Source organism: Streptomyces sp. NPDC127038 (assembly GCF_042725875.1).
Classification (GTDB): domain Bacteria; phylum Actinomycetota; class Actinomycetes; order Streptomycetales; family Streptomycetaceae; genus Streptomyces.
Window position 1 is genome coordinate 20,056 of record NZ_JBHXDQ010000083.1, and the last position, 18,559, is coordinate 38,614.

The 18,559-nt window shown below is 72.0% G+C and carries 7 protein-coding genes; 6 read left to right on the top strand and 1 reads right to left on the bottom strand.

From position 1 onward, the window contains the following. Positions 1-10: 10 nt before the first annotated feature. From ACFWI4_RS36675 to ACFWI4_RS36695, 5 genes are all read left to right on the top strand, one after another. Entirely contained in the window at positions 11-7,804 is a 7,794-nt protein-coding gene (locus ACFWI4_RS36675) for an amino acid adenylation domain-containing protein (protein WP_387205421.1), read from the top strand. After that, on the top strand, positions 7,801-12,789 hold the full coding sequence (locus ACFWI4_RS36680; protein ID WP_387205423.1) for an amino acid adenylation domain-containing protein: 4,989 nt from the start codon (positions 7,801-7,803) through the stop codon (positions 12,787-12,789). The genes ACFWI4_RS36675 and ACFWI4_RS36680 overlap by 4 nt, the downstream gene beginning before the upstream one ends. Positions 12,790-12,833: 44 nt before the next feature. Further along, positions 12,834-13,556 carry a thioesterase II family protein gene (locus ACFWI4_RS36685; protein ID WP_387205425.1) on the top strand — a complete coding sequence of 241 codons (723 nt, stop codon included), beginning with the start codon at positions 12,834-12,836 and terminating at the stop codon, positions 13,554-13,556. A 240-nt stretch (positions 13,557-13,796) separates the two neighbouring features. Continuing rightward, positions 13,797-14,771: an ATP-binding cassette domain-containing protein gene (locus ACFWI4_RS36690; protein ID WP_385392267.1), complete on the top strand. Its 975-nt coding sequence runs from the start codon at positions 13,797-13,799 to the stop codon at positions 14,769-14,771. Next, positions 14,768-15,529, top strand: a complete 762-nt coding sequence (locus ACFWI4_RS36695; RefSeq protein WP_385392271.1) for an ABC transporter permease — start codon at positions 14,768-14,770, stop codon at positions 15,527-15,529. The genes ACFWI4_RS36690 and ACFWI4_RS36695 overlap by 4 nt, the downstream gene beginning before the upstream one ends. Before the next feature lie 110 nt (positions 15,530-15,639). Here the strand turns inward: ACFWI4_RS36695 and ACFWI4_RS36700 are convergent, their stop codons facing one another. Further along, the gene (locus ACFWI4_RS36700) at positions 15,640-17,022 is read right to left on the bottom strand and encodes a PLP-dependent aminotransferase family protein (protein ID WP_387205427.1); all 1,383 of its coding nucleotides are present in this window, start codon (positions 17,020-17,022) and stop codon (positions 15,640-15,642) included. Positions 17,023-17,614: 592 nt separating this feature from the next. On the opposite strand from ACFWI4_RS36700, the gene ACFWI4_RS36705 reads away from it, so the two are divergent. After that, positions 17,615-18,541, top strand: a complete 927-nt coding sequence (locus tag ACFWI4_RS36705) for a phytanoyl-CoA dioxygenase family protein (protein ID WP_385392280.1) — start codon at positions 17,615-17,617, stop codon at positions 18,539-18,541. Positions 18,542-18,559 lie beyond the last annotated feature (18 nt).

An 18,559-nucleotide genomic window follows, 5' to 3' on the forward strand; every position in this document is an offset into this window, starting at 1 on the left:
GAGTAGCACGATGATCCCGTTGTCCTTCGCCCAGCGTCGGCTGTGGTTCCTCCACCGACTGGAGGGGCCGTCCGCGACGTACAACATCCCGTTCGTGCTGCGCCTGGACGGGCCGCTGGACACCCGGGCCCTGGCCGCGGCGGTGACCGACGTCACCACCCGGCACGAGAGCCTGCGCACCCTGCTCGTCGAGAGGCAGGACGGCACACCGGAGCAGCGCATCCTGGAGCCCGGGGAGGCGGACCTCTCCTTCCGGGTGACCGACGTGGCCGCGGACGCGGTGGACGAGGCGATGCGGCGCTTCGTGGGCGAGGGCTTCGAGCTGGATGCGGACCTGCCGCTGCGCACCCGCGTCTTCCGCCTCTCCGCGCACGAGCACGTGCTCGTGTTCGTCTTCCACCACGTCGCCGCGGACGGCGCCTCCATGGCCCCGTTCCTGCGCGACCTGCTCACCGCCTACGCCGCCCGCGGCCGCGGCGAGGCCCCCGACTGGCAGCCGCTGGCCGTGCAGTACAAGGACTACACCGTCTGGCAGCGGCAGATGCTCGGCGACGAGGACGACCCCGACAGCGTCGCCTTCGAACAACTCGACTACTGGCGGCAGGAGTTGAGCGGAGTACCGCAGCCGGTCCAGCTGCCGCTCGACCGCCCGCGGCCGACATCGGCCGGCCACCGCGGCGGCCATGTCGACCTCGAACTCGAACCCGAGACCGTCGCCGGCATCGGCCGCCTGGCCGCCGAACACGGCGCCACCGCGCCGATGGTCGCCCAGGCCGCCCTCGCGGTCCTGCTGCACCACCTCGGCGCCGGCAACGACCTCACCATCGGCAGCCCCATCGAAGGCCGCCCCGACGAACAGCTCGAAGACCTCATCGGCTTCTTCGCCAACACCTGGGTGCTGCGCGTCGACCTCTCCCGCAACCCCACCTTCGGCGACCTGCTGGACCAGGTCCGCGACCGCGCGCTCGGCGCCTACGACAACCAGGACGTCCCCTTCGAGCACCTGGTCGAACTCCTCAACCCCGACCGCACCACCGCCTACCAGCCGCTCTTCCAGGTCATGCTGGCCTGGCAGTTCGCCTGGTCCCCGCTGGAGATCCCCGGCCTCAAGGTCACCCCCGTCCCGCTGGGCACCGACACCGCCAAGTTCGACCTCTTCTTCAACATCGTCCCCGACCCCTCCGGCCGCGCCTACGGACGGCTGGAGTACGCGACGGAACTGTTCGACCACGCCACCGCCCAGAGCCTCGTCGACCGCTACGTCCGCATCCTGCGCCAGGTCGTCGCCGCCCCCGGCACACGCCTGGGCCACGTGGACGTGCTCACCGCGGCCGAACAGGAGCGGCTGCACCGGCTCAACGACACGGCCGCACCCGTGCGGGGCGCGACGGTGACGGAACTGGTCGCCGCCCAGGCGGCGCGGACACCGGACGCGACCGCGGTGCTCTGCGGTCCGTCCCGGCTCTCCTACCGCGAACTGGAGACCCGCTCCGGCCGGCTGGCCGCCGTACTGCGCGAGCGCGGCGTGGGGCCCGACGTCCTGGTCGCCGTCGCCCTGCCCCGCTCCACGGACCTGGCCGTCGCCCTCCTCGCCGTCCTCAAGGCCGGCGGCGCCTACCTGCCCATCGACCCCGGCTACCCGTCCGCGCGCGTCGACCTCCTGCTCACCACCGCCGACCCGGCCCTGGTGGTGACCGACCACGCGACGGCCGGCACCGTGGCCAAGGGCCCGCAGCGGCTCCTGCACCTCGACGACCTGGACCTCGAGACGGAGCCGGACGGCCCCGTCGTCGACGCCACGACGTCCGGAGTGCGCCCGGACCACCTCGCCTACGTGATGTTCACCTCCGGCTCGACCGGCACCCCCAAGGGCGTCGCCGTCACCCACGCCGGAGTCGTCAACGGCGTACAGGACCTGGCCCGGCGCCTCGACATCGAGCCGGGCTCCCGGATGCTCGCCGCGACCTCGGTGAACTTCGACGTCTCCGTCTTCGAGATCTTCACCGCCCTGACCCGCGGCGCGAGCGTCGAGATCGTCCGCGACGTCCTCGAACTCGCCGAACGCGACAGTTGGTCCGGCACCACCATCAGCGCCGTACCCACCGTGTTCTCCGCACTCCTCGACCAGGTCGCCACCGACGGCGCCCCCGGCCTGCGGCTCGACGTCGACACCGTCGTCCTGGCCGGCGAGGCGCTCTCCGCCGACACCGCCGCCAAGATCCGCCGGGCCCTGCCCGGCACCCGCGTCGTCAACGCCTACGGCCAGACGGAGAGCTTCTACACCTCCACCTTCACCGTCCCGAAGGAGTGGACCGGGACCGGCGCGGTACCGGTCGGCACCCCGCTCGCCAACATGCGCGCCCACGTCCTGGGACCCGAACTCACCCCGGCCCCGCCGGGCGTGACCGGGGAACTGTACGTCGCCGGCCACCTCGCCCGCGGCTACCACCAGGGCCCGGCCGCCACCGCCGAACGCTTCGTGCCCTGCCCCTTCGGCCCGCCCGGCACCCGCATGTACCGCACCGGCGACCTCGCCCGCTGGGACACCCACGGCCGCCTCAGGTACGCCGGACGCGCCGACGACCAGGTCAAGGTGAACGGCATCCGCGTCGAGCCGACCGAGATCGAGACCGTCCTGGCCCAGCACCCCGCCGTCGCCCAGGCCGTCGTGACGGTGTGCGCGGACCACAGCGGAACCAAGCGGCTCGTCGGCTACGTGGCCCAGGTGAGCGCCGCCGCCGCGGACGGCGACGTGGACATCAACGCCAGCGTGTCGGTGGCCGACCTGCGCCGCTTCGCGGCCAAGCGGCTGCCCGACTACATGGTGCCCGCCCAACTGGTCGTCCTCGACCGCCTCCCCCTGACCGCGAACGGGAAACTGGACCGCGCCGCCCTGCCCGCACCGGAGTTCACCGGCGCCCAGTACCGCCCCCCGCGCACCGGGACCGAACGGATCCTGGCCGAGGTGTACGCCGACGTCCTGGGCGCCGGACAGATCGGCGTCGACGACGACTTCTTCACCGGCGGCGGCGACAGCATCCGCTCCATCCAGGTCGTGGCCCGCGCCAAGACCCGCGGCGTCCTCGTCACCACCCGGGAGATCTTCGAGCACCGCACCGTCGCCCGGCTCGCCGAACTGGTCGAGGGCCGCGCCGAGGAGGAGCGGGTGACCCTGCCCGAGCTGCCCGGCGGCGGGGTGGGCTGGGCCCCGCTGCCGCCGACCGCCGCCCACGTCCTCGCCCTGGGCGGCCCCGTCGGCCGGTTCTGCATGTCCGCACTGCTCACCCTGCCCCAGAGCATCGGCCGCGCCGCCCTGACCGCCACCCTCCAGGCACTCCTGGACCGGCACGACGCCCTGCGCTCCCACCTGGACCGGGCCGAGAAGGGCCTGCGCATGCAGGAGCCCGGCACCGTCGACGCCGCCACACTGATCCACGAAGTCCCCTACGACGCCGCCACGGTACAGACCGAACTGGACGCCGCCGCGGACCGCCTGGACCCGGACACCGGCGTGATGGCCCAGTTCGTACGGTTCACCTCCGCCACGCAGGCCGACCGGCTGCTGATCGTGCTGCACCACCTGGTCGTCGACGGGGTGTCCTGGCGGATCCTGCTGCCCGACCTGGTCGACGCCTGGCGGCGGGTCGACAGCGGCCTCGAACCCCAGCCGGCCGGCACCGGCACCTCGCTGCGCCGCTGGACCCACGCGCTCGCCGAACAGGCCGCCACCGACGCACGGGTCGCCGAACTGCCCTTCTGGCAGAAGACCCTCGCCGGCGACGAACCGGTCCTCGGCGCCCGCCCGCTGGACCCCGCCCGCGATGTCACCTCCACCGTCGACACCGTCCGCGTCCAGCTCCCCGCCGACATCACCGCCACCCTCCTCGACACCGTGCCCGCCCTCTTCGGCGGCGGCGCCGACGACGGCCTCCTCGCCGCCCTCGCCCTGGCCCTGGCCCGCTGGCGCCGCACCCGCGGCATCGGCGCCGCCCCGGCCCTGGTCCGCCTGGAGGGCCACGGCCGCGAGGACCACCTCGTGCCCGGCGCCGACCTGTCCGCCACCGTCGGCTGGTTCACCGCCATGTACCCCGTCGCCCTGGACGTCACCGGCATCGACCTCGCCGACGCGTTCGCCGGCGGCGCGGCCGCCGGCCGGGCCGTCAAGGCCGTCAAGGAACAACTGCGGGCCGTCCCCGACCACGGCATGGGCTACGGCCTGCTGCGCCACCTCAACGCCAGGACCGCACCCGCGCTGGCCCGCCTGCGCCGCCCGCAGATCGGCTTCAACTACCTCGGCAAGGCCTCCGGCGCCGACATCCCCGAACACCTGCGGGGCCTGGGCTTCACCCCCGACACCACCCACCGCGACCTGATCGCCGCCCCCGACCCGGACATGCCCGTCCTGTCCGCGCTGGAGATCAACGCGGTGGCCACCGACACCGGCGCCGGCGACGAACTGACCGCCTACTTCGGCTTCCCCACCGGCGTCCTCACCCGCGAGGACGTCACCGAACTGGCCGGCCTGTGGACCCAGGCCCTGACCGCCCTGGCCCGCCACGCCGCCACCCCCCACGCCGGCGGCCTCACCCCCAGCGACGCACCCCTGGTCGGCGTCGGCCAGAACGAGATCGACGCCTGGGAGACCCGCTTCGGCAAGCTCGCCAGGATCTGGCCCGCGACCCCCGCCCAGTCCGGGATCCTCTTCCAGGCCAAACTCGCCGGCGCCGCACGCGACCCCTACCACATCCAGCTGGTCTTCCACCTGTCCGGCCGGGTCGACCCCGAACGGATGCGCCGCGCCGGACAGGCACTCCTGGACCGCCACGCCGTCCTGCGCGCCGCGTTCGTCGACCGCGCCGACGGCGACCTCGTCCAGGTGATCCCCCGGACGGTGCCCCTGCCCTGGCAGCACCTCGACCTGACCGCCCTCGACGAAGCCGAACGCACCCGCAGGTTCGAGGAGTTCCTCACCCACGACCAGCAGGACCACTTCGACGCCGGCCGGCCGCCGCTGCTGCGCCTGGCCCTGGCCGTCCTGGACCCCGACCGCCCCGAACTCGTCCTGACCGCCCACCACGCCCTCTACGACGGCTGGTCCACCCCGCTGCTGATGCAGGACCTGCTGCTCCTCTACGCCTCCGACGGCGACCCCCGCGACCTGCCCGCCCCCCGCGACTACGGCGACTTCCTGACCTGGCTCACCCGCCAGGACCCCGAGGAGTCCGCCCGGGCCTGGGCGGCCGAACTCGACGGGATCGACGAGCCCGCCCTGCTCGCCCCCGACTCCGCGGACACCGACGACGGCGTCCGCGACCAGGTCGAGGTCGCCCTGCCGATCGAGGAGGCCCACGAACTGGTGCGCCGCTCCTCCGAACTGGGCATCACCGTCAACACCCTGGTCCAGGGCGCCTGGGCACTGCTCCTGGGCCAGCTCACCGGCCGCCAGGACGTCGTGTTCGGCGCGACCGTCTCCGGACGCCCGCCCGCCGTGACGGACGTGGAGTCGATGGTCGGCATGTTCATCAACACCCTTCCCGTACGGGTCTCCTACGCGCCCGGCGACACCGTCGGCGAGGTCCTCCACCGGCTCCAGCGCCGCCAGGCCGCCCTGGCCGAGCACCACCACCACGGGCTCGCCGAGATCCAGAAGTCCGCCGGAGTACGGTCCCTGTTCGACACCCTGGTCGTCTTCGAGTCCTACCCCGTCGACCGGGAGGGCCTGGAGGACGCCAGCGACGCCGCCGACGGCATCACCTTCACCGGCCTGCGCCCCTTCGCCGGCAACCACTACACGCTGTGCCTGACGGCGGCGGCCGACCCGCACCTCCAGCTCGTCATCCAGTACGCGCCGTCCGTCTTCGACCGGGACACCGTCCGCACCTACGCCGACCGCCTGGTGCGCTTCCTGCGCCAGCTCGCGGCCGACCCCACGCTGAGGACCGCACGCGTCGACGCCCTCCAGGACGGCGAACGCGAACGGATGCTGGCCCCCTTCGACGAGGACGCCGCCCGCGCCCGCCGCGTCACGCTCACCGAACTGGTCGAGGCACAGGCGGCCCGCCTCCCCGACAAGACCGCCGTGGTCGCCGTCGGCCGGTCACTGACGTACGCCGAACTCGACGCCCGCGCCGAGGCCCTGGCCGCCGAGCTGACCCGGCACGGCGTCGGCCCCGAGACCGTCGTCGGCCTGGTCCTGCCCCGCACCGTGAACATGGTCGTGGCCCTGCTGGGCGTGCTCAAGGCGGGCGGCGCCTACCTGCCCGTCGACCCCGCCTACGCCGCCGCCCGCCTCCCGCACGTCCTGCCCACCGCCCGCCCCCACCTGGTCCTGACCGACACCGCCACCCGCCCCCTCGTCCCCGCCACCGACATCCCCGTCCTGCTCCTGGACGACATCGACCTCACGGCGGCGCCCGCGGACACCTCCGGCACCGCGCCGCGCCCCAAGGCAGGCCCCGACAGCCTCGCCTACGTCATCTACACCTCCGGCTCCACCGGCGTGCCCAAGGGCGTGGGCGTCACCCAGTCCACCGTCGTCAACGCCGTGGACACGATGGTCGCCCAGGCCGGCGCCGAGGACGGACGGCGCGTCCTGGTCGCCGCCTCCTTCGGCTTCGACGTCGCCACCTTCGAGACGTTCGCGGCCCTCACCCGCGGCGGCACCGCCGAGATCGTCCGCGACGTGCTGGAACTGGCCGAACGCGACCACTGGGACGTCGACGTCATCTGCTCGGTGCCCTCCGCCTTCGCCGAACTCGTCGACCAGCTCGCCGGCCGCATCGACCCCACCGCACTGAACATCTCCGGAGAGGTCCTCACCCCGGTCCTCGCCGAACGGGTCCGCACCCGCTGGCCCAAGGCCCGCGTCATCAACAGCTACGGCCCCAGCGAGACGTTCTACGCCACCGGCTTCCTCCTCGACCCCGACGAGCCCTACCCCACCGGCGTGCCCATCGGCCGTCCCTTCCCCGGCGTACGGGCCTACATCCTCGGCCCCGGCCTCGGCCTGCTGCCCGCGGGCACCCCGGGCGAGCTGTACCTGGCGGGCGCCGGACGCGGCTACCACCGCCAGCCGGCCCTGACCGCCGACCGGTTCGTCCCCGACCCCCACGGACCCGCCGGCTCCCGGATGTACCGCACCGGCGACCTGGCCCGCTTCACCCCCGACGGACAGCTCCAGCACCTGGGCCGCATCGACACCCAGGTCAAGATCCGCGGCTACCGGGTGGAACCCGCCGAGGTCGAGGCCGCCCTGACCACCCACCCGGACATCGCCCAGGTCGCCGTCGTCACCCAGCAGCCCGGCGACACCACCCCCTACCTGGCCGCCTACCTCGTCCCCGCCGAGGGCGCGAGCGTGCCGGACGCCGCCGAGATCCAACGACACCTCGCCGACCGGCTGCCCGAGTACATGGTGCCCGCCGCCTACGTACCGCTGGAGCGGCTGCCGCTGTCACCCAACGGCAAACTCGACCTCAAGGCCCTGCCCGCACCCGACCTCACCTCCGCCACCCCCTACCGGGCACCCGCCACCCCCCGCGAACAGGCACTGGCCCGCCTGTTCGCCGAGGTCCTCGGCCTGGAGAAGGTCGGAGCCGACGACGGCTTCTTCGAACTCGGCGGGCACTCCCTGCTCGCCACCCGCCTGATCACCCGCGCCCGCGCCGAGATCGGGATGGAGATCCCCATCCGCAAGATCTTCGACCTGCCGACGGTCGCGGCGCTCGCCGCCTGGTCGGAGGAATCGGCCGTACCCCTTCGCCCCGCTCTCCGCAGGATGATCCCAGAGGAGCAGACCCCGTGATTCCGCTTTCCTTCGCACAGCGCCGCATGTGGCTCACGCACCAGCTGGAGGGCGGGGCCGAGACCTACAACATCTCCCCGGCCTTCCGGCTCAAGGGCCCGCTGGACGAAGCCGCCCTGACCGCCGCGATCCAGGACGTCGTCGCCCGCCACGAGACCCTGCGCACCACCTACGTGCTCGACGACAACGACGAACCCCACCAGCGGATCCTGCCCGCCGCCCAGGCACCCGTCGACGTGCCCGTCGTCGACGTGGCACCCGGCCGCCTCGACGCCGAGGTCGACGCCTTCATCGCGCACCGCTTCGACCTCATGGCCGACATCCCCTTCCGGGTCCGCCTGTTCCGCTGCTCGCCCGAGGAACACGTCCTGGTCCTGCTCATCCACCACATCGCCTCCGACGGCGTCTCCGGCGGCCCCCTCGCCCGCGACCTGACCACCGCCTACACCGCCCGCCTCGCCGGCACCGCACCCGTCTACGAGCCGCTCGCCGTCACCTACAAGGACTACGCGCTGTGGCAGCGCGAACTCCTCGGCGACGTCACCGACCCCGGCTCGCTGGCCGCCGCCCAGGCCAACCACTGGCGCAAGGAACTGACCGGCGTACCGCAGCCGCTGAGCCTGCCGCTGGACCGCCCGCGGCCCGCGGCCCGCGACTCCAAGGGCGACTCCCTCCCGCTGCGGGTCGAACCCGAGGTCGCGGCCCGCCTCCAGAAACTCGCCGACGAACGCGGCATGACCATGTCGATGGTCGTGCAGGCCGCGCTCGCGGTCCTGCTGGGCAAACTCAGCGGCGGCCAGGACGTCACCATCGGCAACCCGATCGCCGGACGCACCGACGAAGGACTCGCCGACCTGGTCGGCCTGTTCGTCAACACCCAGGTCCTGCGCGTCGACCTCACCGGCAACCCCTCCTTCACCGACCTGCTCCCACAGGTCCGCGACAAGGCGCTGGCGGCCTACGAGCACCAGGACGTGCCCTTCGAGACCCTGGTCGAACTGATCAACCCCGAACGCTCCACCTCCTACCAGCCCCTGTTCCAGGTCATGTTCGCCTGGCAGAGCTTCGAGAAGGCCGACTTCGAACTGCCCGGACTCAAGGTCGAGTTCGAGCAGTACCTCACCAACACCTCCCTGGCCGACCTGTTCTTCAGCCTCGCCTACGACACCACCGGCGCACTGCGCGGCGACCTCATGTACGCCACCCAGCTCTTCGACCGCGACACCGCCGAAGCCCTCGCCGACCGGTTCGTCCGGGTCCTGGAGCAGGTCGCGGCGGCTCCCCGGGCCCCGATCGGTGCGATCGAGGTGCTGGGGGAGCAGGAGCGTGAGCGGCTGGTGCGGCGGGTCAACGCCACAGCGCGCCCGGTCGCCGCGACCACCCTGCCGGACGCGTTCGAGGCGCAGGTGGCCCGCACTCCGGAGCGTGTGGCGGTGATCGGCGAGCACGAGAGCCTGACCTACGCCCAGTTCAACGCCCGCGCCAACCGGCTCGCGCACTGGCTGATCGAACAGGGCGCAGGGCCGGAGCAGTTGGTCGCGGTGAAGATCCCCCGCTCGGTCGACCTGCTGGTGGCGGTGTACGGCATCGTCAAGGCCGGTGCCGCCTACGTGCCGCTGGACACCGAGCTGCCAGCCGAGCGCGTACGCCATATCCTCGCCGTCGCGGACCCGCTGCTGCTCCTTGAGGACGTCCTGCCGGACGTGTCGGGGTATCCGGACACCGACCCCTCGCGCACGCTGTCGCCGGAGAACGCCGCCTACGTGATCTTCACGTCGGGTTCCACCGGTGGGCCCAAGGGTGTTCCGGTGGCGCACCGTTCGATCACGAACCGGATCGAGTGGGGTCTGGAGCACTTCGCGGTCACGGTCGAGGACCGGATGCTGATGAGTACGTCGGCGAGTTTCGACGCCTCGGTGCCGGAGATGTTCTCCAACCTGCAGACCGGTGCCTCGGTGGTGGTGGCCAGTGCGGAGGGTCGCCGGGATCCGGCGTATCTGGCCGAGTTGATCCAGCGCGAGCAGGTGACCGCCGCGTTCTTCGTGCCCTCCCTGCTGTCCGCGTTCGTCACCGAACCCACCGCGGCGAACTGCTCCAGCCTGCGCTGGATCGAGGTCGCCGCCGAGGCGTTCCCCGCCGCCCTCGCCAACCGTTTCACCGAGCTGCTGCCCGGCTGCTCGGCGAACAACTTGTACGGGCCGACCGAGGCGACCGTCGAGGTCACCGGCTGGCAGCACGTCCCCGGCGCCGACCGCGTCCCGATCGGCACCCCCATCTGGAACAACCAGGTGTACATCCTCGACCAGGCCCTGCGCCCGGTCGCTCCCGGTGTCGCGGGCGAGCTCTATCTGGCCGGGACCTGCCTGGCCCGCGGCTACCTCCGCCAGACCGGCCTGACCTCGGAACGCTTCGTGGCCTGTCCGTTCGGCCCGGCCGGGGCCCGTATGTATCGCACGGGTGACCTGGTGAAGTGGAACAAGGACGGCCAGGTCGAATACCTGGGCCGGACCGACTCCCAGGTCAAGGTCCGCGGCTTCCGCATCGAACTCGGCGAGATCGACCACGTCCTGTCCGGACACCCCTCGGTGGCCCAGGCCGCCGTCGTGGTCCGCGAGGACCAGAAGGGCGACCAGCGCCTGGTCGCCTACATCGAACCCGATCCCGACACCGCCGTCACCGACGTATCCGCCCAGGTGGAGGAGTGGCGCCGGATCCACGACGACGCCCACGCGGACGCCGCCGACGAGACCTGGGGCGAGGACTTCCAGCCCTTCAAGAACGTCTACACCGGCGAACCCGTCCCGCACGAGCAGCTGCTCCAGTGGCAGGACGCCGCGGCCGACCACGTCCTGCGCCACGCGCCGCGCCGGGTGCTGGAGATCGGCGTGGGCTCCGGCCTGCTCCTGTCCCGGATCGCCGGCCAGGTCGACGCCTACTGGGGCACCGACCTGTCCGCCACGGCCGTCGAGCGCCTGCGCGCCCAGGCCGAGGCGGCCGGCCACGGCGACCGGGTCCGTCTCACCGTCCAGGCCGCCGACGACCTCACCGGCCTGCCCCAGGAAGGCTTCGACACCGTCGTCCTGGACTCGGTGGTCCAGTACCTCCCGAGCGCCGACCACCTCGACCAGGTCCTCACCCAGGCCCTGGACCTCCTCGGACCCGGCGGCCGGATCATCGTCGGCGACGTCCGCAACGCCGCCACCCAGCGGATCCTGGCGACGGCCGAACAGCGCGCCCGGCAGCCCTACGCCTCCCACGAGGAGATCCGGGCGGCCGTGGAACAGGCGCTGCTGGCCGAGCGGGAACTGCTCGTCGCCCCCGAGTGGTTCGCCGAGTGGGCGGCCCGCCACCACACCGGCGCCGACATCCGGCTCAAGGCCGGGCCGGCGCACAACGCGCTGACCCGCCACCGCTACGAGGTCGTCCTGCACAAGGACCTCGAGGACGCCCTCGACCTGAGCGGTGCGCCCACCCTGCCGTGGGGCGGCGAGCTCTCCGCCCTCGACCGGCTCACCGGACACCTGGAGCGGGCGGGCGAAGGCCCGGTGCGGGTGACGGGGATCCCCAACGCGCGCCTGGTGGAGGAGGCCGCCGCGGCCGTCTTCGCCGGCACCGTCGCCGAGGACGCCCCCACCGGCCGGCCGCTGGACCCCGAGGACGTCACCGCCTGGGCCCGCGGCCGGGGCCTGGACGCCGTCCTGACCTGGTCGGGCGAGACCGTCCACGGCTTCGACGCGGTCCTGCTGCCCCCGCGGCGGACCGTCACCGGATCGTTCGTCCCCAGCGGCGTCGCCGGACGCGCCCGCACCAGCACACCCGCGCTGGCCACGGCCATCGGCCCGCTGCTGGCCGAACTGCCCGCCTACCTCGGCGCACGCCTGCCGGACTACATGGTCCCGGCCGCGATGGTCCCGCTGTCCCAGCTCCCGCTGAACCCGGCCGGCAAGATCGACCGGGCCGCGCTGCCCGCGGAACACACCACCACCGTCAGCAAGGGCGAGCCCCGCAACTCCCACGAGGAGCAGCTGTGCTCCTTCTTCGCCGAACTCCTCAAACTGGAGCGGGTCGGCATCGACGACGACTTCTTCGCCCTGGGCGGGCACTCCCTGCTCGCCACCCGGCTCAGCGCCCGCATCCGCAAGCACTTCGGCGTCGACATGCCGCTGCGCACGATCATCCAGTACCCGACCGTGGCCGAACTCGCGGCGCTGCTGCTCATCGGCGGGATCCCCGGCAACCACGACGACTCCTTCGACGTGGTGCTGCCGCTGAACCGCGACCCGGGCACGGGCAAGGAACCGGTGTGGTTCTTCCACGGCGGCGGCGGCCTGGGCTGGGCGTTCTTCACCTTCGCGCCCCACGTGCCCGACCGGCCGGCCTACTCCCTGCAGTCCCGCGGCTCCAACGGCAAGGAGCCGATGGCGCAGTCGGTGGAGGAGATGGTCGAGGACTACCTGGAGCAGATCCTCGCCGTCCAGCCCGAAGGCCCCTACTACCTGATCGGCTGGTCCTTCGGCGGGCCCATCGCGCACGCCGTCGCCGAGGCGATGGACCGGCGCGGCCTGGAGGTCGGCCTCATCGCCGTCCTGGACTCCCAGCCCGCCAACTCCCGCGCGGACAACGGCTTCCGCGAGGTCGCCGGCCGCACCAAGGAGCTCTACCGCGCCGACGTCGAGGAGGTCTTCGGCAAGTTCATGAACACCGGCAACATGGACGCCTTCCTCGACACCATGTCGCAGGTGGGCGCCAACAACCTCCAGAAGATGGGTGTCTTCGAGTCACCGGTCTACCGCGGCGACGTGCTGTATTTCAACGCCAGGCTGGACAAGGTCGACGGACTCACCTCCTACGGCCCCGACTGGCGCCCGCACGTCCTCGGCACCATCGAGGAGTACGACATCGACGCCACCCACCACGACCTGCACATGCCCAAGCCCGCCGGCCAGATCATGCGGGTCATCGCCCGGAAGCTGGCAGAGCGGTGACCGGGCCGGGCGAAACGGCCTACGAGCGAGAGGAACCGGCCGACGTGAGCACAGGAGAGACGGGGGAGCGGACCACACTGCTGTGCGTGCCGTTCGCCGGAGCGGGCCCCTCCTTCTTCCACCCCTGGCAGGACCTGGCCGCCGGCCGGTGGCGGGTGACCTCGGTCGAACTGCCCGGCCGGGAACGGCGGATCCTCGACGAGCCGTACCGCAACGTCGTCGAGGCGGCCAAGACCGAGATCGACACCGTCGTCGCCGGCCTCGGCGGGAGCGGGCCGGTCGTGCTCTTCGGGCACAGCCTGGGCGCGGTCCTCGCCTACGAACTGGTGCACCTGCTGGGCGCCCGGGGCATCCCCGTCCAACGGCTGGTCGTCAGCGGCTCACCGGGGCCCTGGACCCAGCGCGAGCGCCGCGCGGCGGGCCTTGAGGGCGACGAATTCCTCGCCCGCGTCGAGGAGTTCGCCGGGTTCCGGCACGAGGCCCTGGACCACCCGGAGATGCGGGAACTGATCCTGCCCACCCTCCAGGCCGACTGCGAGATGCACGAGGCCTACGTCCCCAGCACCGACGACCCGGTGTCCGTGCCCATCACCTCGCTGCGCGGCGAGGCCGACGGCCTGGTCACCGCCGCCGAGGCCCGCCAGTGGCGGGACGCGACCACGGCCGCGTTCGGCTGCGCCGAGTTCCCCGGCGACCACATGTACCTGGTCGACCGGGGCCGGGAGATCCTGGACCTGATCGAGACGGAGTGCGCCCGGGACCGCTGAACGCGCACGGCCGCCGGGCCGCGGTGTACGGGAAGGGCGTCCGCTCCGGCGGACGCCCTTCCCGCGTTCGCCGCCGGCCGGCCCCGCCGCCTGCTCCAGGGCGCCCCGGGGCCGGCCCCGCCGCCCGCGCACGTCCCGGATTCCGCTTGCGGCGCGGACGTGCGTGCCGTCGAGGAGGACTCGAGGACCGTGTCAGCGGTGTGACAGGGCCTTGTCAGTCACCGGTCCGACAGTGGGGGCATGAAGAGTTCCGCTATCGCAGTGACAGGGCTGCGCAAGGCATATGGCGACAAGGCCGTGCTCGACGGCATCGACTTCGAAGTCGCCGCGGGATCGGTCTTCTCCCTGCTCGGTCCCAACGGAGCGGGCAAGACGACTACGGTGAACGTCCTCACGACGCTGCTCACCGCCGACGCGGGGACCGTGCGCGTCGCCGGGCACGACGTGGCGACCGCGACCAAGGAGGTACGCGCCGCCATCGGCGTGACCGGCCAGTTCGCCGCAGTGGACGATCTGCTGTCCGGCCGCGAGAACCTGCAGCTGATGGCGGACCTCAAGCGCGTGCGGTCCGCGGGCCAGGTGGTCGACCGGCTGCTGGAGCGGTTCGACCTGGGGGAGTCGGCGGACAAGCTGGCGGCGACCTACTCCGGTGGTATGCGCCGCAAGCTGGACCTGGCGATGACCCTCGTCGGCAGCCCGCAGATCATCTTCCTCGACGAGCCGACGACGGGTCTCGACCCGCGCAGCCGGCGCACGCTGTGGGGGATCGTCCGCGAGCTGGTGGCCGAGGGCACCACCATCTTCCTCACCACCCAGTACCTGGAGGAGGCCGACCAGCTCGCCGACCGCATCGCCGTCCTCAACCAGGGCCGCCTGGTGGCCCAGGGCACGGCCGACGAGCTCAAGCGCCAGATCCCCGGCACCCACGTACGGCTCCGGTTCTCCGACATCCTCCAGCTCGACGCCGCCGCGCGGATCTTCGCCGACTCCACGCGCGACGAGGAGGAGCTGATCCTGCAGGTGCCCAGCGACGGCCGGTCCCGGTCGCTGCGGGCCCTGCTGGACCGCCTCGACGAACACACCATCGACGCACAGGAATTCTCCGTGCACACCCCCGACCTCGACGACGTCTTCCTCGCCCTGACCGAGAACACCGGCAAGGACACCGGGGCGGCCGAGGACACGAGCAAGAAGAAGGAGGCGATCGCGCGATGAGCACGGTCGCGACGGCGTTCGCCGACTCGAGCATCATGTTGCGCCGCAACGTGAAGCACACCCTGCGCAACCCCACCACGATGTTCAACGCGGTCCTGTTCCCGATCGTCATCATGCTGATGTTCGTCAAGGTGTTCGGCGGCGCGTTCAGCGTCGGCCAGCACTACATCGACTACGCGACGCCGGGCCTGCTCGTGATGGCCGTCAGCTACGGCCTGGGGGCCACCGCGACGGCCGTGAACGACGACATGACCAAGGGCATCATCAACCGGTTCAAGACCATGGACGTCTCCCGCGGAGCCATGCTCACCGGACACGTCGTCGTCACCACCGTGCGCTGCCTGGTGGCCTCCGCCGCCATCGTCGGCGTGGCCTTCGCGATGGGATTCGACCCCAAGGCGAGCGCCCTGGACTGGCTCGGCGTGTTCGGCCTGTTCGTGCTCCTGGCCGTCGGCGCCAGCTGGCTCACCGTCGCCATGGGCCTGGCGGCCAAGACCACCGAGTCGGCGGGCCTGGCCACCGTGCCGCTGATCATGCTGCCGTTCCTGAGCAGCGCGTTCGTGCCCGCGGACACGATGGGCGCCGGCGTCAAGCAGTTCGCCCAGTACCAGCCCTTCACCCCGATCATCGAGACCCTGCGCGGCCTGCTGGCCGGCCACGTCGACCACGGCGACGCGATCACGGCCGTCGCCTGGTGCCTCGGCTTCGCCGTCCTCGGCTACGTCTGGGCCCTGTCCACCTTCAAGAAGCGCGCCTGACCCACCGGCCGCCCCCACCCGATCCGCCCCGGCGAATTATTTCGCCGGGGCGGATTCATGCCGCGCGACGAACCGCAAGAACCCCCTCGCGGCAGCGGGGTCCTCGGGAGTCAGGCGCTCTGCGGTTCCAGCAGCCGGCCGGGCCGCGGGTGCGCGACGGGCAGGTGCCGGGCGCGCTGGTCCTGGACGAGCGCGCCCAGCCGCTCCACTCCCAGGGCGATCTCCTCGGGGGTGAGCACGCTGAAGGAGAGCCGGGCCTGGTGGAACCCGGACGTGCCGCCGTAGAAGTGGTCCATCGGCGTCCACAGGACACCGAACCGGGACGCCGAGTACTCCAGCATCGCGTCGTCCGCCCGGAACGGCAGCGTCAGCACGACGAACATGCCGCCCTCGGGCGTGTTCCACGAGACGTCCTGCCCGGCGCCCGGCACCGGGGCGAAGACCGACCGCAGACGCTCCAGCAGGGTCGCCAGATTACGGCGGTAGACCTCGGCCTCACGGGCGGTGGCCCGCTTGAGGCTGCACCCGTTCTCCAGCAGGTACCCGCCGATCACCGCCTGCGCCACCGTCGAGGTGTTGAGCGTGACCATGCTCTTGAGCCGGGCGAGCAGGTCGGCCAGCAGCACCGGCTCCCGCCCCGCGGCGCCCGGCGCCGTCACCGGCTGGTCCGCGATCACATAGCCCACCCGGGCGCCGGCGAACGCGGACTTCGCGAACGACCCGAGGTGGACCACCTGCCGCCGCTCGTCCAGGGCCTTGAGCATGGGCAGCGGGGATCCGCCCGCACGGAAGAGGGAGTACGGGTTGTCCTCGATGACGAGGATCCCCTCCCGCCGCGCCAGCTCCAGCAGGGCGATCCGGTCCGCCAGGGACATGCTCGCGCCACTGGGGTTGGCGAAGTCGGGGACGACGTAACAGGCACGCGGCCGCAGGCCCTCGCTCCGCGCGGCCCGTATCTGCCGCTCCAGGTCCTCCAGATCGATGCCCCCCTCGTGCTCCCGCACCGACCGCACCGGAGCGCCGGCCACCCGGGCCGCGCCGATGAACCCGACGTAGTTGGGGGTGGCGGCCAGGATCACGTCACGGGCGTCGCGGACCAGCGCCCGCAGCAGCAGCACCATCGCCTCCTGGCAGCCGGTGGTCACCACGATGCTCTCCGGGTCGACCTGCAGGCCCTCGTCGACCTCCAGCTGGCGTGCGATGAGCTCGTGGATGAACCCCTTCGTGCGCCCGTACTGGAAGAACGTGCGCCGCACCTGCTCCGCGCCGAGCCCCTTCTCGTCCTCCAGATGGCCGCGGAACGTCGCCAGATGACGCGCGAGGTCGTCGACGTCGTAGAAGCCCTCGAACGGGCGCCCCGCGGAGAACGACACCGCGTCCGGATACCGTCCGGCGAGTTCGTTGAGCAGCGTCATGGAAGTGAGCGCGGGATCGTCGACCGACGCGTGCAGGTCGGTGACACTCAGCCGGAACGGCCCTGCTTGATTGGACATATTCACGTCATCCTCGTCCGCCGGACAACTCAGCCCTGAGCTGGTGTCGGTTGAATGCCTCGTCGGGATTCTCAAGAACATATGCGGGCCCCCTCGAACGCTGAAAGACGATGACTGGAGAAGCGATCGAATCCCGCTGCTGCGGCACACCGCGCCGCCGGCGAAACGGCCGCCCGCGCACACTGTCCCGTCAGCGGGACAGAGCGGATCGGCATCCGGACCGGCCGGCCACGCAATACCCGAAACGCGGGTACGGCATCGAGAAAGCCTTGATTTCCACGAGATGTTGACACCCCCTCGGGCGGCCAAGAGAGTAGGGAACCGACGGGCGAGCCGTGCGAAGGCCCGGGGACCGCCACCGAGACCGGCCGGCATTCCCCGGCGAACAGCCGGGCCACGAGCCGCATTTCGCGCGGCCCGCCCCGATGACGAGCGGCCGCATATCAAGGCGATGCCGCGTCGACCCTCCATTCGCCCCCCCGCACGCGGCCCGCGCCGAAATCCACGGAACCGGCGGACCGTACGCCCGGGGGCGCCTCCACGCCTTTTCCGCGCGGCACGCGGTACCCGACACCCGAGAAGGAGCTGACGCATGACCACACTTGACGAAGGCGTACTGGAGAAGGCGGCGAAGGAATACGCCGAGCAGGGCTTCTCCATCATCCGCGATGTCATTCCCCAGGAGCTCCTGGAGGAGACGGCCGCCCACGTCGACTGGCTCACCCGGAAATACCCGGACCTGCGTCCCGAGCACTTCCACCACCCGCTGATCCGCAACGACGCCTTCTGGGCCCGCCTGGTCTCCGACCCCCGCCTGGTGGACATCGCCGAGTTCTTCCTCGGCCCCGACCTGGCCTGCTTCACCGCCCACTACATCTGCAAGCCCCCCTACAACGGGCAGCCCGTGCTGTGGCACCAGGACGGCGCCTACTGGACGCTCAGCCCGATGGAGGCGCTGACGGTGTGGCTCGCCGTCGACGAGAGCACCACGCAGAACGGCTGCCTGCGCATGATCCCCGGCAGCCACCGGCTGCCGCTGCACAAGCCCTCGCTGCGCACCGACACCGACAACATGCTCTTCTCCGCCTCCGACGAGACCATCGTGCGGGAGTGGATCGACAAGGCCGGTGTCGTCGACATCGAACTCCGGCCCGGCGACGTCTCCATCCACCACCCCCACCTGCTCCACCACTCGGAGGCCAACACCTCCGCCAAGCGGCGCTGCGGCCTGGACATCGGCTACATCGCGACCACCACACGCATCCACAGCGAGGGCATCTACCTCGACCCGCTGCTGGTACGCGGAACCGACGCGGCCGGCCTGAACAACTACCGCCCCTTCCCCTCCTACCAGGACGGCGAGACGATCCCCTTCGCCGGCCAGGAGGACTGGAACGACCACGTGGCCAAGCTCAACGCGGCGCTGCCGTCCCGCACCCGGGACCTGCCCGAGGAGAGCCCCATCGAGACGACCCGGCACATGATCGAGCGGCTGCGCGCGGGCACCACCAAGGGATGACCGGGCGCCGGCCCGGGG

Coding starts and splice junctions, on each gene's coding strand:
- ACFWI4_RS36695 (WP_385392271.1), top strand. CDS start 14,768: ATGAGCACGGTCGCGACGGCGTTCGCCGACTCGAGCATCATGTTGCGC.
- ACFWI4_RS36675 (WP_387205421.1), top strand. CDS start 11: ATGATCCCGTTGTCCTTCGCCCAGCGTCGGCTGTGGTTCCTCCACCGA.
- ACFWI4_RS36690 (WP_385392267.1), top strand. CDS start 13,797: ATGAAGAGTTCCGCTATCGCAGTGACAGGGCTGCGCAAGGCATATGGC.
- ACFWI4_RS36700 (WP_387205427.1), bottom strand. CDS start 17,022: ATGTCCAATCAAGCAGGGCCGTTCCGGCTGAGTGTCACCGACCTGCAC.
- ACFWI4_RS36705 (WP_385392280.1), top strand. CDS start 17,615: ATGACCACACTTGACGAAGGCGTACTGGAGAAGGCGGCGAAGGAATAC.